Genomic DNA, 18,639 nt, shown 5'->3' on the forward strand with positions numbered 1-18,639 from the left:
GGTGATTTTGATGCGCTTTGTTCTCTCTTCCGTCCTTGTTGGGGCTGCGGCCCTGTTGTCCACGACCGCATTGGCGGAGACCTTTTCCGCCACCAGCCGCGTCAGCGCGGTGACCGTCTATCCCAGCGAGGCATTGATCACCCGCACCGCCGACGTCACGCTGCCCGCAGGCCGCCACCGGATCGTGATTGGCGGCATGCCTTTTGTGGACGAGATCGAGAGCCTTCGGATCAGCCATCCCAGCGTGCGCCGGATCGGGCTCTATCTGCGCGAGAGCTTCCCGGTCTTAGAAGACGCTTCAACGCCCGAGCAAGAGGCGGCTGAGGCGCGCGTGGCAGACATAGAGGACCAGATGGACGCGCTGCGCCGGACCTCGGAGGAGGCGCGACTGGCGGCCGAAGGCGCAGAGGCGGCGATTGCCTTTCTCAATGCGCTCAATCGGGGCGAGGGGGCGGCACTGCCCGATCCCGATCAGCTGCGCGCGCTGGTGGGCACCGTGCGCGAGGAAACCGCCGAGGCGCGCGAGACCATTTTGCGGGCCAAAGCACAGGAGCGCGGGTTTCAGCGCCAAATGACGGATCTGGAGGCAGATCTGGCCCGTGCACAGGCGGAGCTTCAGGCGCTGTCGCAGCAGGATGATGAACAGATGTTCCTCGCACTGGATGTCGAGGCGGATGAGGAGGTGACGGTGCCGCTCAGCCTCAGCTACCCCAATGATGCGGTGTCATGGGGGCCGTCCTACGAGTTCAATCTGGAAACAGGGGTGAGGCCGCAGGTCACCTTGCGCCGGGATGTGATGATCCAGCAGGCCACCGGCGAGGACTGGGTGGATGTGGCGCTGCGGGTCTCTACCTCGACTCCGGATCAGCGGATCAATCCGCATGACCTGCGCCCCGATCGGCGCTGGATCGAGGACGAACAACAGGCCAAGCAGCGGTTCACATCAGAGAGCCGGGTGATGAGCGACGTCGCCGAGCTGGCAGTCGAGGCCCCGACTATAGTTGAGGAAACCGGTTCATCATTTGGTATCGTTGCCAGCGAGGCGGGGGTTTCCTACAGCTTTGACGCACCGGTCAGCCTGCGCTCGGGGGCGGAGCTGGCCTATCTGAACCTGCCGGACGTCACCTTTAGAGCAGAGGTCTCCGCCCGTGCCGCGCCGCGCCGCGATCCCACCGCCTTTCGCATCGCGCGCATTGTGAACACCAGCGGCGAGGAGTTGCTGGCCAGCGCCAACAGCCGCTTTTTTGTCGACGGAGAGCTGATCGGGTCCGGGTATTTCGAGGGGCTGCCCCCCGAGGCGGAGCGGGATCTGGGCTTTGGCCCCATTGATGGTTTGCGCATCAAACGGGATCTTCTCGATCAGAGCGAAGGCGGGCGCGGCGTGATTTCGCGCAGCAACCAGCGCGACACCGTGGCGGAGATCGAGGTGGAAAACCTCACCGGTCAGGTCTGGCCGGTGCGGGTGCTTGATCTGGTGCCGTTCAGCGAACAGGAGGATCTGGAGATCTCCTGGTCTGCCAGCCCCACGCCCTCAGAAGAAAACGTCGACAAACAGCGCGGCATCCTTGCGTGGGATCTGGAAATGCAGCCCGGATCGGTCCGGATCATCACGCTCAATACCCGTCTGGATTGGCCCGAAGGCAAGGTTCTGCGGTAACGCATGCGGGGTGCGCGATCTTTCAAGAGTATAGAAAACTGTACCTTTGGGCCGCGAAGGAACCAATAGAGTGCCCCAATTTCGCCTCTCATACAGGTACCCTTGAACCAGAGTGGATTGGAGGGTGAACCATGAGTTATGATGATCGGACCACCGAAAACGAGGACCTCGCCTACGGGCAGACCGCGTGGGGATGTGCAAGCACGCGGGCGCGTCTGGACTCGGAATCGATGATGCTTCTGCGGGCCAATCTCAGCGAGCCCATGACCAAGGCGGACAGCTGGCCGACTCTGCGCGAGATGCTGCGCGGCAAGGGGTTTGACATGAAACCGCGTGCCGGGCGTCTGCGTCTGGTGGATCTGCAAAGCCGGGTGGAGATCTGTACCTTCGGTTTGCTGGGTCACCCGCGCGTGGAACTGGAGAAACGTTTCGGCGGTCTGCCTCAAATGCATTGAAGGCGCTGCCCGATGAAACGAACCTGCCGTTCCCTTGGGCAAGCGGAACGGCGGGTTGTTCGCATTGGCAGAGACCTTGCTTCAGTCGGTGCCGTGCGCTGACCATCTTGATGCCAGCGCGCGTGCACTCTGTGCCAGCAAGACCACATCGATCCCGACCGCGAGGAACTGCGCGCCCATGTCTGCATAGGCCTGTGTCGCCTCTTCGGTGACACCAAGAATGCCGGGCGCCTTGCCTGCGGCCTTGATCCTTTTGATGGCGTCGGCGATCACCGCGCGCACCTCCGGATGGGCGGAATTGCCCTGATGGCCCATGTCGGTGGACAGATCCGCCGGTCCGATGAAAACGCCATCGACCCCCTCGACCGCGAGGATTTCATCAAGGTTCTCAATCCCTTTGCGGGTTTCCACCTGCAGCAACAGGCAGATCTGCGCGTCTGCGGTCTGGATATACTCCGGCGTGCCGCCAAAGCGGGTGGCGCGCGCCCCGGCCGCGCCGACACCGCGTGTGCCCTCGGGCGGATAGCGGCAGGCGCGCACCAGTTCGGCGGCCTGATCTGCGGTTTCCACCATTGGCACCAGAACCGTCTGCGCGCCGGCATCCAGCACCTGCTTGATGATCCAGGTCTCGCCGATCGGCACCCGCACCACCGCTTCGGCGCTGGATGTCGCGAGCGCCAGCAACTGGTCGCGGATCGAGCGGATGTCATTGGGCGCATGTTCGCCGTCGATCACCAGCCAGTCAAACCCCGCAGTGCCCATCAATTCGGTGGTGATCGCCTCGCCGAAGCTGCACCAGCAGCCGATCTGACGCTGGCCCTCGGCGAGGGCCTGTTTGAAGTGGTTTTTCGGCGCGGCCATGTCTAACCTCTTTTATTCAAATGAAATCTCAACTGTGCCGAAATCGGCAAAATCGGCGTGTATCTGGGTGCCGGGCGGGCACTCAACAGGGCGGATGAACGATCCCGACAGAACGATATCGCCCGCCTCGATCTGTTGTCCATAGTCCGCCATGCGCCGCGCCAGCCACAACACGGAGGTGACCGGATCGTCCAGCACGCCCGCGCCCAGGCCGGTTTCCTCTACCACGCCATCGCGTTTGAGGATCGCACCGACGCGGCGCAGATCAAAGGCGTCAACTGCGTGTTTGGCCGCGCCCATCACGAGGCCCGCATTGGCGGCGTTGTCGCTGATGGTGTCGGTGATGATCCGCGCCTGCCCCGTGGCGGGATCGGCGCGCAGGATGCGGGTGTCGAGGATTTCCAGCGCAGGTGCTACATAGTCCGTTGCGGCAAGTATATCGTCCCGCGTGCAGTCCTGCCCCGTAAGCGGGGATTTCATCACAAAGGCGATCTCGGCCTCGACACGGGGCTGGATAAACCGCCCCTCTGGCACGGTGCTGGCATTTTCAAACACCATATCATCGAGGAGCACGCCCGAGTCCGGCGTGGTGATATTTAGCGCCTGCTGCATGGCGCGGCTGGTGAGGCCGATTTTCCAGCCGATTTTGCGGCGACCCTGCGCCAGTTTCTTTGCCACCAGCGCCTTTTGCACCGCATAGGCATCATCCAGCGTCATGCCTGGATAGGCGAGCGAAAGGAGACCGCATTGCTGACCTGTCTGCTCGGCGCGTAACAGCTGGGCGGCGGCCTCTGCGTGTTGATCCGGCGTCATGCCTCATCCTCTACTGTGTTGCGCAGAATGCCGATGCCTTCGCCCTCGACCTCGATCACGTCGCCGGGTTTGAGGAACTTCGGCGGATCAAACCGCGCGCCTGCGCCGGTAGGGGTGCCGGTGACGATGATGTCGCCCGGAACCAGCGTGGTAAAGGTTGAGATATAGGCGATCTGACGGCGGATCGGGAACAGCATCCGCGAGGTGCGATCATCCTGGCGCAGCTCGCCATTGACCTTGGTGGTGATGCGCACGTCATCAAGCTGCGCTGGCGCGGTGAAGGGCATTAGCCACGGGCCGATTGCACCGGAGGAATCCCAGTTCTTGCCCTGCGTCACGTTGAATTTGGCATGGCGCACCCAGTCGCGGATTGTGCCTTCATTACAGAGAGTTATCGCGGCAATGTGGTCATAGGCGTCTGCCTCAGGAATGCGGCGCCCGCCCTTGCCGATGACGATGGCGATCTCGCCCTCGTAATCCAGTTGCGGGCTTTCCGGCGGGCGGATCAGGGGACGGTCCGCCCCGGTGAAGCTGCGCGCAAATCGTGGAAACAGCGACATGTTCGGCGGGGCGTCTTGTCCGTCCTTATATTCTTCGTTGCGATTGGGAAAGTTGACGCCGACGCAGATGATCTTTTCCGGGCGGGGCACCGGGATTTGATAGGTGATCTGGTCGAGGGAATGGGTCACATCCCGCCCCTGCGCGGCTTGGGCGAGGGTGTGGAGGCCTTTGTTCTCAATGACTTCCCGTAAGGTGGGCCACTCGGGGAACTCTGGTGAGAGAGCGATTGCGCCCGCGTCGGTGATGACGCCATAGAAGGTTTCAGCGGCGGCGGTGTAGGTGGCAAAACGCATCAGGTCAGTCCTCGTGCAAGTTCTGTGATCACATCATGGGCGCGCATGATGTCAGCCTCGGTTGTTTCAAACGCGCCCGCCTGAAACCGGATCACCAGCGCGCCGTCGACGCGGGTTTGTGTCAGGTAGATGCGGCCGTCGTCATTGATCCTGTTGACTAGCTCAAGGTTCAGCGCATCGAGGTCCGTGGCCCCATCAGGCGCGTAGCGGAAAGTCCAGAGCGACCACATCGGCGGGGTGACGATCTCAAAATCCGGCTCTTGCGCAAGCGCGTCGTGAAGCTGGCGTGACCATGCAACGTGATTGCGGATACGTTGTCGCAATCCTTCAAGCCCATAGGTGCGGATCAGGAACCAGATCTTCAGCGCGCGGAAGCGGCGGCCCAAGGGGACAGACCATTCCGAATAGTTGATGATGCCGTCGTGACCATGGGTCTTGAGGTATTCGGGGCTGATGGCGAGGGTGCGCACCAGATCGTCCGCATTGCGCAGAAAATGCGCCGAGCAGTCAAACTGCGCGCCGAGCCATTTATGCGGATTAAAGACGATGCTGTCCGCCCCCTCAATGCCCGGCCAATAGGCGCGAAACTCCGGGCAGATCATCGCGGAACCGGCCCATGCGGCATCCACATGGGTGTAAAGCCCGTGATCTTGCGCCACTTTGATGCAGTCCGCGATGGGGTCAGTGGCACCGGTGCCGGTGCCGCCCACACAGAGGATCACCCCGGCTGGCTGAAGCCCGGCGGCCTTGTCGGCCTCAATGGCGGCGTCAAGGGCGGCGGGGTCCATGCCGCGCCAGTCGCCTTTGATTGGCACGCGCACAAGGTTGGCCTGACCGATGCCCGCAACCCAGATGGCGCGGTCCACCGACGTGTGCACCTCTGCCGAGCAATAGATCCGCAAGGTCGGCTGGCCCGCGAGCCCCTGTTGATTGCCCTGCCAGTTCAAGGCCCGTTCGCGCATGGTCAGGACGGCGGCAAGGGTGGCGGAGGAGGCGCTGTCCTGGATGACGCCGCGAAATTCCCCCGGCAAGCCAAGGGATTGGCGCAGCCAGTCCATCATCCGGGTCTCCATCTCGGTCGCCGCCGGAGAGGTCTGCCAGAGCATACATTGCGGGGCGATAGCGGAGGTCAGGAATTCCGCCAGCACCGAGGGCGCTGCGGCGTTGGAGGCGAAATAGGCAAAGAAGCGTGGGTGCTGCCAATGAGTGATGCCGGGCATCACCTTTTCCTCAAAATCGGCAAAGATCGCCTCCATCCCCTCGCCGTGTTCCGGCGGGGTCTCGGGCAGGGCGTTCAGCATATCACCGGGTTTGGTCTGCGCGCGCACCGGGCGCTCGCCAACCGTGAGGTGATAGTCCTGCGCCCAGTCGGCGACCTTGCGGCCCCAGGATGCGAAATCGGTCCAGTTCATTTTGTGCTCCATTGTTCGTGCCGAAAGCACGGACAGCCCCCGACCCTCCCCACGGGAGGGGGCTTTCGCCCCCACCCAGGCTCGGGCGCTGTCCTTCTGTCATTTTATGGCGCGATGATCGGCTGCGCTTTGAGGTCACTTTCACGGATCTCGGCCCCGTCGAACAAGGAGCCTTCTTCGAACCAGCTGCGCGGTGCGGGTGCGCCCCAGAGGGTCTGGCGCTGCGGGTCGGTGAGGGACCATTTGATCGGCTCCAGATCCGCGTCGCAGGTCTGATAGTCCGAGCAATAGATCTCAATCCGGTGGCCATCAGGGTCGCGCACATAAAGGAAAAACGCGTTGGAGATACCGTGGCGACCGGGGCCGCGTTCGATATTGGCGACATAGCCGGTGGTCGACATCAGATCGAGCAGGTCGATGATGTTGAGCGGGGTTGGCACCCAAAAGGCGGTGTGATGCAGACGCGGGCCAGTTCCATTGGTGAAGGCCACATCATGCACGCCGCCCTTGCGGTGCATCCACGCGGCCCAGACGCGGCCAGACTCGTCATCCTCGGTATATTCGGTGACGCGAAACCCCATCTCGCCATAAAAGGCGATGGCCTCGTCGACATTGGCCGAGAACATGTTGAAGTGGTCGATGCGCAGGGGTTTCACGCCGTTATAGAGCCTGTACTGTTGATGGATCGGTGGGAGGCGGTCCATCTTGACGTAGAACTCCAGCGGCACACCCCATGGATCGCGAGTGCGGAAGCTTGGCCCCATGAAGGGGCGTTTGATCCACTCCACCGGCAGGCCCTTGCCCTCAAAGAAGGCGGCGGCCTTATCGAGTTCGGGGGTGTCAAAGAGTTTGAAGCCGAGGCAGGACACGCCCGCCGTGTCGGACTGGCGCAGGATGATACAGTGATGGCCGCGTTCCTCCATCGCGCGCAGATAGACGCGGCTCTGGTCTTCGTGGGTCACTTGCAGGCCGAGGATGTCGACGTAGAAGGCGCGTGAGGCGGCAAGATCGGTGACGCTATATTCAACATGGCTGAGGCGGGTGATGTTGAAGGGCGGATAGAGGTTTGCTGCGGGAATGGGCATGTCGGGTCTCCTCCGAATGGACAGGCCGAATGTTAGGGCGACATACGAGGGGCTCTGCCCCTCGCGCTCCCCGGGATATTTGAGAGAATCTGAAGGCCTCAGGCGCCGAGGCGGGGGATCTTGTGGTGCCCGGTGGCAAAGCCGATGTGTTTTTGTTCCATGTAGAACTCAAAGCTCCAGTCGCCGCCGTCGCGCCCGATGCCGGATGCTTTGACGCCGCCAAAAGGCGTGGGCAGGTGGCGGACGTTTTCCGAGTTCACCCAGATCATCCCGGCCTCAAGCTGGTTGGTGAAGCGCATGGCGCGGGTCACATCGTTGGTCCAGACATAGGCGGTGAGGCCGTATTGGGTGTCATTGGCGATGTTCAGCGCCTCGTCTTCGTCGGTGAAGCGGATGGCGGTGAGGACCGGGCCGAAGATTTCCTCGCGGGCGATGGTCATCTGATTGGTGGCCCCGGTGAAGAGCGTGGGCGTCACAAACCAGCCGGTGTCGCCGTGGCGGCTGCCGCCAGCGGCGACGGTTGCGCCGTCCTGCCGCGCGATGTCGAAATAGGAGGTTACCTTGTCGAAGTGGACCTTGTGAATGAGCGGGCCGACCTCGGTTTTGGGATCAAGCGGGTGGCCGACCTTGATGCTGTTTACACGCGCAACCAGTTTGGCCTCAAATTCCTCGGCAATGCTGTCCTGAATGAGCAGGCGCGAGGAAGAGGTGCAGCGTTCGCCGTTCAGAGAATAGATCATGAAGATCGCGGCATCGAGTGCTCGGTCCAGATCGGCGTCGTCAAAGACCACTACCGGATTTTTACCGCCAAGTTCAAAATGCACCCGTTTCAGGGTCGGCGCGCCCTGGGCCATGATCATCGAGCCGGTTTTGCTCTCGCCGACAAAGGCGATGGCCTTGATGTCGGCGTGTTCGGTGAGGGCGCGGCCTGCTTCCTCGCCCAAGCCATTGACGAGGTTCCAGACGCCGGGGGGCAGGCCCGCGTCATGGGCAATCTCGGCAAGGATGCGGGCGGTGAGCGGCGAGAACTCTGCCGGTTTATGGACCACGGTGCAGCCTGCGGCGAGGGCGGGCGCGATTTTCCACGTCGAGAGCATAAAGGGCGTGTTCCACGGCGTGATGACGCCGACGGGGCCGATGGGCACGCGGGTGGTGACGTTCATCAGCGTGGGCGAGGGCAGCATCTGGCCATCGCGGGCCGAGAGCGCACGGTCGGCAAAGAAACGGAAATTCTCAGCACCGCGCAGGGCGGCCTTGGACATGAAGCGCAGCGCCTGACCGGTGTCCCAGCACTCGCAGAGTGCGATCTTCTCGGCGCGGGCAACGATGCCATCGGCGATGCGGTGCAGGATCGCCTTGCGCTCTGTGGCGGGCAGGTCACGCCAAGCGGGGAAGGCGGCTTTGGCGGCCTTTGCGGCGGTATCAATGTCGTCTGCGCCACCGCGGGCAACAGAGCAGATCACGCTTTCGTCGACAGGTGAGGTCGTTTCGAACGTCTGGCCAGAGGCGGCGGGGCGGGCCTCGCCGTTGATCAGGTTGGTGATGCCGGATGCCCGGTGTTTTTCAAGAAAACCTGCGAGTTTGTCGAGGTTGGAGGCGAGGTCGCTCATGCGGGGTCTCCTGTGCTCAGATGGTCGCGGATGGTGCCGCATTTGGGGGAAAGCTCGGGGTCGATGTCGCGCATCTCCAGCGACAGCGCGATGGGGTGGGTTTTCATCGCAGGCGCGAGAAAGGCGCGGGCGGCGTCAAAGATCTGTTGGGTGGCGGCCTTGCGGGCCTCCAGCGGGCGACCGCCGCGCAGGCGCACCGAGATATCAAGATACATATGGTCGGGGTTGCCATCGGCGATGCTGGCATAGTCGGCGGCAAAGGCGCGCACGCGCACACCCGCCATGGGCAGAATACCGGTGTCGATGGCGGCGCGGCGGATGTGGTCGCACAGGCCTTGCATGTCGATAAGCTGCGCCAGCCGGGGCGCGTAGTCCAAGGTGATATGGGGCATTCGGGTCCTCCTCCCAAACTGCTTAACATGTTATGTTTGTGCGGCATCCCTGTCAACGGGTGCGGCGAAAAATACTTAACTTTGATAAGTGATTGCCAAGGCAGGGTTTGGCGGCGATACAGGTCTGCATGACACATGCATTGCCCAGAACCGACAGATCTTTGCCTATTGCCTTGTTGCGCGCGCGTGAACGGGTGATGGGGCCGGTGCGACAGTTGTTGAACGGCCAGGATCTGACAGAACAACAATGGCGCGTGTTGCGGGTGGTGCAGGAAAGTGGCCCGATCGACCCGACGCAGATTGCCGATCAGGCCTGCTTGTTGTTGCCGAGTCTGACGCGGATTTTGCAAAAGCTGCAGGAAAAGGGTCTGATTGATCGGGCGCGGGACGAGACCGACCGGCGGCGGCAGGTGATTACCCTGACGGATGCGGGCATGCAGGTGATCGAGGCCAATATCGACGACAGCCTCGCCCTGATTGAGCGCACGCGCGAGAAGATGGGCGCAGAGGACTACGAGGCTCTGCTGGATCTGTTGCGCAAGCTGAACGGGCTTGATCTCTAGGCAGTGGGCCGCATCAGCAGGATCTGCACATCGGCGACATTGGTGCCGGTGCCCCCAACAGTTACCAAAGCATCGGCGGCGTTGAGGGCGGCGTAGCTGTCGTTATTTGCCAAGAGCGCCGCTGGGTCGGCGCCTGAGGTGGTGATCGCCCCCCATGTTTGCGGCGTGACAAGGCCACCGGCCGCATCCGTGGGCCCGTCGCGCCCATCTGTGCCGCCTGAAAGAAAGACCCACTCGCCCGGAAGCTTATCCGCCGCCTGCGCGATCCTCAGCGCCAGTTCCTGATTGCGCCCGCCGCGCCCCGTCCCGGTCAGGCGCACCGTGGTCTCACCGCCAAACAGATACGCAGTAGGGCGGTCTGTGGTGGCGGATGTTGCAACATTGAGAATGCGCTGGGCGGCGTCTGACACATCGCCGGTGAGATCATCCACCAGATCGGGGACATGCCAGTCTGAGGCCTTGGCCCGGTCGCGCATCGCCCCCAGGCTGAAACGATTGGAGCCGATCAGGATATTCTGTGCAGGTGGCGTGTTGGCGCTGTCCTCCGGGGTGTTGAGATGCGTCTGAACCGCAGCGGGGAGTTGGTCCCAGAGCCCCTCGGACTGCAGCAAGGCGCGGGCGTCACCTTTGCTGCCCAGAGGGGCAACCGTGGGGCCAGAGGCAATGGCGCGCAGATCGTCGCCAATGACATCTGACAGAATGAAAGCGGTGACGCGGGCCGGGGCGGCAGCGCGGCAGAGACCGCCGCCTTTGAGCTCCGAGAGGGACTGACGGATCAGGTTCATCCGGTTGATGTCTAGGCCCGAGGCCAGCAGAACCTCATTCACACGCGCCTTATCCGCGAGGGTCAGGCCGGGGGCAGGGGCCACCATCAGGGCGGACCCCCCGCCGGAGATCAGCATCAGGACGTGATCCTGCGCGCCGAGATCTTCGAGCAGGTCGAGCACCCGCGCCCCCGTCTCCGCACTGGTCTGATCCGGGACGGGATGCGCGCCGGCGATGACCTCGGCACCGGGCACGTCTGCGCGGTTTTCGGGGTTGGTGATAACGAGCGCCTCGGACGGCGCATCGGGCAGGGCGGCAAGAGCCGCACGCATCATCGGAACAGCGGCTTTGCCCACGGCGATCACAATGCGACGGCCACCGGGCGCAAGCGAGGCAAGTGGCTGTGCGCTCAGTTGGGCCTGCACGGCGGCGGCAGGATCGGCGCGATCAATGGCGCAGCGGAACAGCTCCAGCGCGGTGTCTTGCAGGCTTTGTGGCATTGGAGTGGTCCTGGTTCCCGGAAAGGCGGCTGGGTGCATTCTGGCGACAGCAGGCGGGCCGGGTCAATGCCGTGGGCTTTCAAATGCAGCCTTATAATCCTTCATGCTTTTGGGAGCATCATAAGGATTGGCCTGAGCGCAGCGGCGCGGTTTGATGGGGTGAGAGATTTCAAGAAGGCGATGTGATGACAAAACCCACCTATTATGCGCCCCATGGCGGGCTGCCACCGCAGACCCAGCTCCTGACGGACCGGGCCATGTTCACCGAGGCCTATGCGGTGATCCCCAAAGGCACCAACAGCGACATCGTCTGTAGCCTGATGCCATTCTGGGGCAAATCTCGGTTTTGGGTGATCGCGCGACCGCTGTCCGGCTTTGCCGAGACATTTTCCCATTACATTGCCGAGGTGTTGCCCGGCGGTGGCTCCGAGCGGCCGGAAACCGAAGCCGGGGTTGAGGCGGTCCTGTTTGTGGTCGAGGGGCAGATGGTGCTGACCATCGACGGTCAGGCGCATGAAATGGGCGCGGGCGGCTATGCCTTCCTGCCGCCATCGGCGGAGTGGAAACTGACCAACACCAGTGATGAGCCGGTGCGGTTCCATTGGATCAGGAAGGCGTATCAGGCGGTTGACGGGCTCGACATGCCGCAGGCCTTTGTCACCAACGAACAGGAGGTGACACCAACGGCGATGCCCGGGACCGAGGGCAAATGGGCGACCTCGCGCTTTGTCGATCCCGAGGATCTGCGCCACGACATGCATGTGACCATCGTCACCTTTGAGCCGGGCGCGGTCATTCCCTTTGCCGAGACCCATGTGATGGAGCACGGGCTCTATGTGCTGGAGGGTAAGGCGGTTTACCGGCTCAACCAGGACTGGGTCGAGGTCGAGGCCGGTGACTACATGTGGCTGCGCGCCTTCTGCCCGCAGGCCTGCTATGCGGGCGGGCCGGGCAAGTTCCGCTATCTGCTCTATAAGGATGTGAACCGTCACATGCCGCTTGCGCCATTGCGCTGAGGGCAAACAGGTTATCAAACGGAAAAAGGGCCGCGCGATGCGGCCCTTTTGCTTTATTCTGGTGCCCGTCAGTGGGCGTCGCGCGAGGTCCCGAGCGAGCCTTTGGAGTGACCTGAGAGGCCACCGGAAACCTCTTCTGTGCTCTCATCCGTCAGGTCGTCGGGGAGCAGAAGGTTCAACGTGATGGAGATCACGGCGGCGGGCAACAGGCCACTGGTCAGCAGGATCCGCGCGGTGTCCGGCATGTGCTGCAAGGCGGCAGGTTCAAGTTGCAAACCGAGGCCGATGGACAGCGAGATTGCAAAGATCACCATATTGCGCCGGTTCCAGTCCACATCGGACAGGATCGAGATCCCGGCGGCGACCACCATCCCAAACATCACGATGACCCCACCGCCGAGCACTTCGATCGGGACAGTGCGGATCAGCGCGCCAACCTTGGGGATGAGGCCGCAGACGATCAGGAAGATTGCGCCGCAGGTCACCACGTGGCGGCTCATGACGCCGGTCATGGCGATCAGGCCGACGTTCTGGCTGAAGGAGGTGTTGGGCATAGCGCCAAAGGCGCCGGCGAGGGCAGAGCCAAACCCGTCGGCATAAATCGCGCCTTCGATTTCGGTATCGGTGGCCTCGCGCCCGGCGCCGCCCTTGGTGATGCCGGAGACATCGCCCACGGTTTCAACGGCAGAGACAAAGGCCATCAGGCAGAAGCCCAGGATGGCGGCGAAGGAGAACTCGAACCCGTATTTGAACGGCTGCGGCAGTGCAAACGCGGCGGCATTGCCCCAGCTGCCGGTGATCGAATCCATGCTCAGCATGCCGACCATGAGCGCGTAGATATACCCGGCAATGAGGCCGAGCAGCACGGCGGAGACCGACAGCATGCCGCGGGTGAAGAACTTCAGTCCCAGCGTCACCAGAATCACCACCAGAGCCGCCGACCAGTTCAGCAGTGACCCGTATTCCGGCGTGCCGATGGCCGGAACGCCGCCTGCGGCATACTGGATGCCGACCTTGACCAGCGCGAGTCCGATCATTGTGACCACGAGGCCGGTCACCAGCGGCGGCAGGGCAAAGCGGATCTTTCCGATGACAAGGCCGAGGCAGGCATGGAACAAGCCACCAATCAGCACCCCGCCAAAGAGGGCAGCCAGGGCATCGACGCCTTTGCCCGCCACCAGCGGGATCATGATCGGTAGAAAGGCAAAGGAGGTGCCCTGTACGATCGGGAGCCGTGCGCCCACTGGACCCAGCGTCAGCGTCTGCATCAATGTGGCGATCCCGGCAAAGAGCATCGACATCTGGATCAGATAGAGGAGTTCCGGAAAATCGGGGGAGTTCGACCCGAACCCAAAACCCGCCGCTCCGGCAACGATGATCGCCGGCGTCACGTTGGACACAAACATCGCCAGCACGTGCTGGATGCCCAACGGGATGGCCTTGCCCAATGGGGGCATATAGTCGGGATCGCGGAGCTGCTCCGGCGTCCCGATAGACGTATCAGACATTTTCAGTTCCCTGTTGGTTGGCGAGACTCCCGGCCTCGTTTGGTGGGCCGGGATGAATCGCAGTGGCTGGGACGGAGGTCAGCCCTCCGCGTGCGATAAAACCTCGGTGACGATCCAGGGATCATCGAACCAGTGTTCTTCGAGGTTTGCGCCGTCGCCGATCCGGTCGACGACGATGTATTTGCCCGGCGCTTCAAAGGGCGCGAGGACGCCATGCCAGACCCCGCGGTGCAGGTTGATCGACTGGCCCGGCTGGCTGAGAAAGGCTTGGGGGGTGCCGGGAGCGCCGCCCGCGTCGGGGGCGACGATCACGATCATCGGAACGCCGTCGAGCGGGACGAAGGCTTGGCTGCCGGACGGGTGCCGTTCGACCAGCTCCACCCGGTAGGGCAGGTGGCGGGCTTCGGCGTCAAACAGGCTGATGCCTGCGCGGCCATCCGCAAAGTCCAGCTGCGCAAGGTCGTGATGCCGCCCGCATTTGCCTTGATTGATGATCTTGTCCGCCTCTGGCTTTGGCTCCAGCACATCGCCAAATGCGGCAAATGCGGCAGCGGTCAGAGGACGGGCGCGCAGCTCTCGGGTCATGGCAGGAGGTCCATCAGCCGGAACTGGGCGATGCGTTCGACCTGTTTGCAGGCCTCGGCGAATTCCGTGGTGCGGTCATTGTCGATGCGGCGCTGGAACGCCGCCATGATCGAAGCCTTGTCGTGGTCGCGCACCGCGATGATGAAGGGGAAGCCGTGTTTCTCCACATAGGCGTTGTTCATCGCGGTGAAGGTCTCGCGCTCCTCGTCGGTCAGCAGGTTCAGCCCGGCGCTGGCCTGTTCCGAGGTGCTCTCGGCCGTGAGACGACCGGCGGCGGCGAGTTTGCCCGCCAGATCCGGGTGCGCTGTCAGCACGCCGAGGCGCTCTTCCTCGCTTGCGGTGCGGAACATGCGGCAGAGCGCGTTGTGCACACCCGCCGCGCAGTCATGCGCCGGACCAAGTTCGAGGTCAAAGGCGCGATCCGCAATCCAGGGGGAATGTTCAAAGATCGAACCATATGTGGCCACAAATGTCTCGCGGTCCATTTGGCTAGGACGGGTGCGACGCTGATGGGGATGGCTGCTGGCCCAATGCTCAGCGATCTCCAGGCGGCGCGGGCACCAGACACCCTCGTGGCTCTGGATATGATCGATAAAGCGTTTGAGCGCGGCGATTTTACCCGGGCGCCCCACCAGACGGCAGTGCAAGCCGATGGTCATCATCTTGGGCGCGCCGGCCTCGCCTTCGGCATAAAGCGCATCAAAGGCGTCGGTCAGATAGCTGCCGAAATCCTCGCCGGTGACCCAGCCGGGAGCCGTGGCGAAGCGCATGTCGTTGGCTTCGAGCGTGTAAGGAATGATCAGCTGATCGCGGTCTTCAACTTCCAGCCAATAGGGCAGGTCGTCATCATAAGTGTCGGAGATATAGTCAAAGCCGCCCTCTTCGGCGACCAGACGCACGGTGTTGGCGCTGCACCGGCCAGTGTACCAGCCGCGCGGACGGTCGCCGACCACTTCGGTATGAAGGCGGATCGCCTCTTTGATGGAGGCGCGCTCTTCATCCTCGGGCATGTCCTTGTGCTCGACCCATTTGAGGCCGTGGGAGGCGATCTCCCAGTCCGCATCCTTCATCGCCTGCACCTGTTCGGGACTGCGGGCCAGCGCGGTGGCGACGCCATAGATGGTCAACGGGATGTCGGCGCCGGTGAACAGGCGGTGCAGACGCCAGAAGCCTGCGCGCGCGCCATATTCATAGATCGATTCCATATTCCAGTGGCGCTGGCCCTGCCATTGTGCCGCGCCGGGAATGTCGGAGAGAAAGGCCTCGGAGGCCGCATCGCCATGCAGGGTGCAGTTTTCGCCGCCCTCTTCGTAGTTCAGCACGAACTGGACGGCGATCTTTGCGTCATTGGGCCAGGCGGGATGGGGGGCATGCGCCCCATATCCACGCATGTCACGAGGGTAGCGTGTCACGTGTCGGTCTCCGGGTCTTTGCAAGTGGTTTACGTGTTATACATTGAAAGTGGGCGCAGGGCTTTACCACAATTTTTGAAAGTGCTGTTTGATGGTTCTGCGTGCATCCTAGGGCGGGCCCGCGCAATATAGTGGCAAATTCAGCGAGAGATGACTGGCAACGGGGCGATCCTGTGATGCCGGACAAGAGAGGCGAGAGATGACCGGATATCTGACCACACATGTTCTGGACACCGCGCGAGGCTGCCCGGCTCAGGGCATCAAGATCGCGCTTTATCGGGTGACGGGCAATTCCCACAAGAAGATCGCCGAAACGGTGACAAATGCCGATGGGCGCACCGATAGCCCGATTTTGCCGACAGACACGTTCAAGACCGGAACCTATGAATTGATCTTCTTCTGCGGCGACTATCTGCGCGAGACGGGTCAGGCAGGGGAGGATCCGCTGTTTCTGGATCAAGTGCCGATCCGGTTTGGCATGAGTGATGCGGATGCTCACTATCACGTGCCGCTGTTGCTGTCGCCCTATGGCTACTCCACCTATCGGGGCAGCTGACCAATAGGTATTTGGGAAAAGATGAAGGGGCGGGCCGGGAGGCGCCGCCCCTTGTTCCTGTTTCAGGCCGCATCACTCGGAAGGGACGCCAGGATGTGGTCCACCATGAAGTCGAGGAACAGCCGCACCTTGGGGTCCTGATGGCGGCGGTGCATGTAAAGGCAGGCCATCTGAATGGTGGCAGGGGGCTCGTCCGGGAGAACCGGCACCAGCGTCCCCGCAGCGAGATGTTCAGAGATTTCGAACACCGGCTTGAGAATAATGCCGTGGCCATCCAGCGCCCATTGGGTCAGGACATCACCGTGATCGGATTCGAACGGACCGGTGACGGCTATGCGGCGGATGCCATCCGGGCCATGCAGGGGCCATTGAAATTCCGGAGCACCCGGATAGCGCAGGTTGAGGCAATCATGGGCTTCGGTCTTCAACTCGGCGCTTGTCTCGGGCATGCCCCGCTCTGCGATATAGGCAGGTGACGCGCAGAGCACCCGCGGGCAATCGGTGATCTTGCGAATCTTCAGATTGGAATCTTCGGGCAATCCCAGGAAGAACGCCGCATCGAGCCCCTCGGCGGCGAGGTCGAGTTTGCGATCCGACAGGCGCAGACGGATATTGATGAGCGGGTAGGCGGCATTGAACTGCGGCACCGCCGGTGCGATCAGCCGCTGCCCAAGCCCCAAAGGTGCCGCCACATAGAGCGTGCCGCGCGGGGTCTGCGTCACATTGGAGATGTCGGCCTCCGCCTCTTCGACGGCTTCCAGGATCTTGACCGCGCCATGATAGAACAGCTGGCCCTGCTCCGTGGGGTGCAGCAACCGCGTGGTGCGCTGGAACAGGCGTACTTTCAGGTGCTCTTCGAGCTGGGAGATCCGCGACGAGGCCACGGCGGCAGAAATGCGCATGTCCCGCGCCGCTGCGGACATATTGCCGAGCTCATAGACGCGGACGAAAGTGCGGATATTGTTCAGATAGGCCATGACGGGGATTTCATTGTTAGCTTATGTTTGAAGCAGCTTGGAATTTTTTCCTGATACACGAAAATAACCCGCTCGCCTAGGGTCAGGGCAAACGCGCAAGGAGTGAGCTATGGAAGAGCTTGTCATCATGTGGGACTGGCTGGGCTTTGCTGTCCGCTGGCTACACGTCATCACCGCCATCGCCTGGATCGGGTCGTCCTTCTATTTTGTGGCGCTGGATCTCGGGCTGCGGAAGGTGCCGCATTTGCCGGTCGGTGCCCATGGCGAAGAATGGCAGGTGCATGGCGGTGGCTTTTACCACATCCAGAAATATCTGGTGGCACCTGCGAACATGCCGGACCATCTGATCTGGTTCAAATGGGAGAGTTACGCCACATGGCTCTCTGGTGCTGGCCTGTTGATGATCGTCTATTGGGCGGGCGGCGAGCTCTATCTGATCGACGCGTCAAAGGCCGATCTGGCCCTGTGGCAGGGCATCCTGATCTCGGGTGCATCGCTTAGCGTGGGCTGGCTGGTCTATGATTTCCTGTGCAAATCGCCCTTGGGCGAGAAGCCGACGCTGCTGATGGTGCTGCTGTTCGTGCTGCTGGTGGCCATGGGCTATGGGTATAACCAGATCTTCACGGGACGCGCCGTGATGCTGCATCTGGGGGCCTTTACCGCCACCATCATGACGGCCAATGTGTTCTTCATCATCATGCCGAACCAGCGCATCGTGGTGAAAGACCTGCAGGAAGGCCGCACGCCGGATGCAAAGTATGGCAAGATCGCCAAGCTGCGCTCGACCCATAACAACTATCTGACCTTGCCGGTGATCTTCCTGATGCTGTCCAACCACTACCCGCTGGCCTTTGCCACCGAGTATAACTGGCTGATCGCGGCGCTGGTGTTCCTGATGGGGGTGACGATCCGTCATTACTTCAACACCTGCCACGCCGGCACCGGCAATCCGACCTGGACCTGGCCCGTGACCATCCTGTTGTTCATCGCCATCATGGCGCTGAGTCAGGCGCCGCTGATGCAAGACACCTACGAGGACTCCGAGGCACGAGAGCTGACCCAAACCGAGCTGGCCTTTGCCGGCTCGGAGCACTTCGAAGACATCATGAGCACGGTGCCCGGGCGCTGTGCCATGTGCCATGCGCGCGAACCCTATTATGAGGGCATCCGTCGCGCGCCCAAGAACGTGCTGCTGGAGACCCCCGCGGATGTGGCGAAATATGCGCGTCAGATTTACTTGCAGGCTGGCGCGACCCACGCAATGCCGCCCGCCAATGTGACCTATATGGAAGAGGAAGAGCGCGCGCTGATCCGCAAATGGTATGCCGATGGTGCGGCGGAACTGCCCTTTTATCTGGCCGGCAACTGACAGCCAGCCAGTCCGCTGAGCCGCCTGTCCACTCTCGGGCAACACAGCACTGCGACCTATTCCATTCCGACCGGCGCCGTGGCTGCGGGGCCTCCGACCCTGTTATTCGTGAAAGGCTGACCGATGTCTTCTCCCGCCAAGATCCTGCGTGGCCGCACGCTGAGCTTCCTGTCTGAACCCACCGGCCCCGAGGATACCGCCGCCTATAGCTATCTCGAGGACGGCGCTCTCCTGATCCAGGATGGCCTT

The 18,639-nt window shown here is 62.3% G+C and carries 19 protein-coding genes (1 of these 19 running past the window's edge); 7 read left to right on the forward strand and 12 right to left on the reverse strand.

All coding sequences use genetic code 11. The annotated features are described in order from the left end of the window. Positions 1–10 precede the first annotated feature (10 nt). Positions 11–1,657 carry a DUF4139 domain-containing protein gene (locus ACXAF5_RS01855; RefSeq protein ID WP_474945325.1) on the forward strand — a complete coding sequence of 549 codons (1,647 nt, stop codon included), beginning with the start codon at positions 11–13 and terminating at the stop codon, positions 1,655–1,657. Between the two features lie 131 nt (positions 1,658–1,788). Then, on the forward strand, positions 1,789–2,112 hold the full coding sequence (locus ACXAF5_RS01860) for a hypothetical protein (protein WP_239322082.1): 324 nt from the start codon (positions 1,789–1,791) through the stop codon (positions 2,110–2,112). Positions 2,113–2,193: 81 nt separating this feature from the next. Here ACXAF5_RS01860 and ACXAF5_RS01865 read toward each other — a convergent pair whose 3' ends face one another. From ACXAF5_RS01865 to ACXAF5_RS01895, 7 genes are all read right to left on the reverse strand, one after another. Continuing rightward, a complete protein-coding gene (locus ACXAF5_RS01865; protein ID WP_474945326.1) occupies positions 2,194–2,973 on the reverse strand; it encodes an HpcH/HpaI aldolase family protein in 780 nt (259 codons plus the stop codon). A gap of 12 nt (positions 2,974–2,985) precedes the next feature. Then, complete coding sequence (hpaH, locus tag ACXAF5_RS01870; RefSeq protein ID WP_474945327.1) at positions 2,986–3,786, reverse strand: 2-oxo-hept-4-ene-1,7-dioate hydratase; 801 nt, start codon at positions 3,784–3,786, stop codon at positions 2,986–2,988. Then, entirely contained in the window at positions 3,783–4,640 is an 858-nt protein-coding gene (locus ACXAF5_RS01875) for a fumarylacetoacetate hydrolase family protein (protein WP_474945328.1), read from the reverse strand. The genes hpaH and ACXAF5_RS01875 overlap by 4 nt, the downstream gene beginning before the upstream one ends. Next, the gene (locus tag ACXAF5_RS01880) at positions 4,640–6,052 is read right to left on the reverse strand and encodes a pyridoxal phosphate-dependent decarboxylase family protein (protein WP_474945329.1); all 1,413 of its coding nucleotides are present in this window, start codon (positions 6,050–6,052) and stop codon (positions 4,640–4,642) included. Before ACXAF5_RS01880 ends, ACXAF5_RS01875 begins: the two co-directional genes overlap by 1 nt. A gap of 104 nt (positions 6,053–6,156) precedes the next feature. Further along, positions 6,157–7,137 carry a 3,4-dihydroxyphenylacetate 2,3-dioxygenase gene (gene hpaD / locus ACXAF5_RS01885; RefSeq protein ID WP_474945330.1) on the reverse strand — a complete coding sequence of 327 codons (981 nt, stop codon included), beginning with the start codon at positions 7,135–7,137 and terminating at the stop codon, positions 6,157–6,159. A 98-nt stretch (positions 7,138–7,235) separates the two neighbouring features. Further along, on the reverse strand, positions 7,236–8,747 hold the full coding sequence (hpaE, locus tag ACXAF5_RS01890; protein WP_474945331.1) for a 5-carboxymethyl-2-hydroxymuconate semialdehyde dehydrogenase: 1,512 nt from the start codon (positions 8,745–8,747) through the stop codon (positions 7,236–7,238). Next, on the reverse strand, positions 8,744–9,139 hold the full coding sequence (locus ACXAF5_RS01895) for a 5-carboxymethyl-2-hydroxymuconate Delta-isomerase (RefSeq protein WP_474945332.1): 396 nt from the start codon (positions 9,137–9,139) through the stop codon (positions 8,744–8,746). Before ACXAF5_RS01895 ends, hpaE begins: the two co-directional genes overlap by 4 nt. A gap of 128 nt (positions 9,140–9,267) precedes the next feature. Here ACXAF5_RS01895 and hpaR point away from each other — a divergent pair, with 128 nt between their 5' ends. Continuing rightward, positions 9,268–9,702, forward strand: a complete 435-nt coding sequence (hpaR, locus tag ACXAF5_RS01900; protein ID WP_011537085.1) for a homoprotocatechuate degradation operon regulator HpaR — start codon at positions 9,268–9,270, stop codon at positions 9,700–9,702. Here the strand turns inward: hpaR and ACXAF5_RS01905 are convergent. Then, positions 9,699–10,967 (reverse strand): glycerate kinase type-2 family protein, encoded by a 1,269-nt coding sequence (locus ACXAF5_RS01905; RefSeq protein ID WP_474945333.1) that lies wholly within the window; start codon positions 10,965–10,967, stop codon positions 9,699–9,701. The genes hpaR and ACXAF5_RS01905 overlap by 4 nt on opposite strands. Before the next feature lie 185 nt (positions 10,968–11,152). Between ACXAF5_RS01905 and ACXAF5_RS01910 the strand changes: the two genes are divergently transcribed. Further along, entirely contained in the window at positions 11,153–11,983 is an 831-nt protein-coding gene (locus ACXAF5_RS01910) for a bifunctional allantoicase/(S)-ureidoglycine aminohydrolase (protein WP_474945334.1), read from the forward strand. A 68-nt stretch (positions 11,984–12,051) separates the two neighbouring features. Here the strand turns inward: ACXAF5_RS01910 and ACXAF5_RS01915 are convergent, their stop codons facing one another. The 3 genes from ACXAF5_RS01915 to puuE form a co-directional block, all read right to left on the reverse strand. Continuing rightward, positions 12,052–13,491, reverse strand: a complete 1,440-nt coding sequence (locus ACXAF5_RS01915; RefSeq protein ID WP_474945335.1) for a uracil-xanthine permease family protein — start codon at positions 13,489–13,491, stop codon at positions 12,052–12,054. A 78-nt stretch (positions 13,492–13,569) separates the two neighbouring features. Beyond that, positions 13,570–14,076 carry an ureidoglycolate lyase gene (locus tag ACXAF5_RS01920; protein WP_474945336.1) on the reverse strand — a complete coding sequence of 169 codons (507 nt, stop codon included), beginning with the start codon at positions 14,074–14,076 and terminating at the stop codon, positions 13,570–13,572. Beyond that, positions 14,073–15,488, reverse strand: coding sequence for an allantoinase PuuE (gene puuE / locus ACXAF5_RS01925; protein WP_474945337.1), 1,416 nt, complete (start codon positions 15,486–15,488; stop codon positions 14,073–14,075). The genes ACXAF5_RS01920 and puuE overlap by 4 nt, the downstream gene beginning before the upstream one ends. A gap of 199 nt (positions 15,489–15,687) precedes the next feature. Here puuE and uraH point away from each other — a divergent pair, with 199 nt between their 5' ends. Continuing rightward, positions 15,688–16,044: a hydroxyisourate hydrolase gene (gene uraH, locus ACXAF5_RS01930; protein ID WP_239322060.1), complete on the forward strand. Its 357-nt coding sequence runs from the start codon at positions 15,688–15,690 to the stop codon at positions 16,042–16,044. Between the two features lie 62 nt (positions 16,045–16,106). Here uraH and ACXAF5_RS01935 read toward each other — a convergent pair whose 3' ends face one another. Continuing rightward, a complete protein-coding gene (locus ACXAF5_RS01935; protein WP_474945339.1) occupies positions 16,107–17,021 on the reverse strand; it encodes a LysR family transcriptional regulator in 915 nt (304 codons plus the stop codon). 109 nt (positions 17,022–17,130) lie between these two features. Here ACXAF5_RS01935 and ACXAF5_RS01940 point away from each other — a divergent pair, with 109 nt between their 5' ends. Both ACXAF5_RS01940 and guaD read left to right on the forward strand, forming a co-directional pair. Beyond that, the gene (locus ACXAF5_RS01940) at positions 17,131–18,390 is read left to right on the forward strand and encodes a urate hydroxylase PuuD (protein ID WP_239363678.1); all 1,260 of its coding nucleotides are present in this window, start codon (positions 17,131–17,133) and stop codon (positions 18,388–18,390) included. 123 nt (positions 18,391–18,513) lie between these two features. Further along, on the forward strand, positions 18,514–18,639 hold the start of the coding sequence (guaD, locus tag ACXAF5_RS01945; protein ID WP_474945340.1) for a guanine deaminase. Its footprint extends 1,179 nt past the window's final position; the window shows 126 of its 1,305 coding nt (coding positions 1–126); the start codon lies at positions 18,514–18,516; its stop codon lies off the right edge, out of view.

Source organism: Epibacterium sp. ABV4_022 (assembly GCF_056159345.1).

Bases quoted from the DNA above. Each gene is read 5' to 3' on its own strand.
- ACXAF5_RS01940 (WP_239363678.1), top strand. From the start codon at position 17,131: ATGGAAGAGCTTGTCATCATGTGGGACTGGCTGGGCTTTGCTGTCCGC.
- ACXAF5_RS01920 (WP_474945336.1), bottom strand. From the start codon at position 14,076: ATGACCCGAGAGCTGCGCGCCCGTCCTCTGACCGCTGCCGCATTTGCC.
- ACXAF5_RS01860 (WP_239322082.1), top strand. From the start codon at position 1,789: ATGAGTTATGATGATCGGACCACCGAAAACGAGGACCTCGCCTACGGG.
- hpaE (WP_474945331.1), bottom strand. From the start codon at position 8,747: ATGAGCGACCTCGCCTCCAACCTCGACAAACTCGCAGGTTTTCTTGAA.
- ACXAF5_RS01915 (WP_474945335.1), bottom strand. From the start codon at position 13,491: ATGTCTGATACGTCTATCGGGACGCCGGAGCAGCTCCGCGATCCCGAC.
- hpaH (WP_474945327.1), bottom strand. From the start codon at position 3,786: ATGACGCCGGATCAACACGCAGAGGCCGCCGCCCAGCTGTTACGCGCC.
- ACXAF5_RS01895 (WP_474945332.1), bottom strand. From the start codon at position 9,139: ATGCCCCATATCACCTTGGACTACGCGCCCCGGCTGGCGCAGCTTATC.
- uraH (WP_239322060.1), top strand. From the start codon at position 15,688: ATGACCGGATATCTGACCACACATGTTCTGGACACCGCGCGAGGCTGC.
- ACXAF5_RS01935 (WP_474945339.1), bottom strand. From the start codon at position 17,021: ATGGCCTATCTGAACAATATCCGCACTTTCGTCCGCGTCTATGAGCTC.
- ACXAF5_RS01905 (WP_474945333.1), bottom strand. From the start codon at position 10,967: ATGCCACAAAGCCTGCAAGACACCGCGCTGGAGCTGTTCCGCTGCGCC.
- ACXAF5_RS01875 (WP_474945328.1), bottom strand. From the start codon at position 4,640: ATGCGTTTTGCCACCTACACCGCCGCCGCTGAAACCTTCTATGGCGTC.
- hpaD (WP_474945330.1), bottom strand. From the start codon at position 7,137: ATGCCCATTCCCGCAGCAAACCTCTATCCGCCCTTCAACATCACCCGC.
- hpaR (WP_011537085.1), top strand. From the start codon at position 9,268: ATGACACATGCATTGCCCAGAACCGACAGATCTTTGCCTATTGCCTTG.
- ACXAF5_RS01855 (WP_474945325.1), top strand. From the start codon at position 11: ATGCGCTTTGTTCTCTCTTCCGTCCTTGTTGGGGCTGCGGCCCTGTTG.
- ACXAF5_RS01865 (WP_474945326.1), bottom strand. From the start codon at position 2,973: ATGGCCGCGCCGAAAAACCACTTCAAACAGGCCCTCGCCGAGGGCCAG.
- ACXAF5_RS01880 (WP_474945329.1), bottom strand. From the start codon at position 6,052: ATGAACTGGACCGATTTCGCATCCTGGGGCCGCAAGGTCGCCGACTGG.
- ACXAF5_RS01910 (WP_474945334.1), top strand. From the start codon at position 11,153: ATGACAAAACCCACCTATTATGCGCCCCATGGCGGGCTGCCACCGCAG.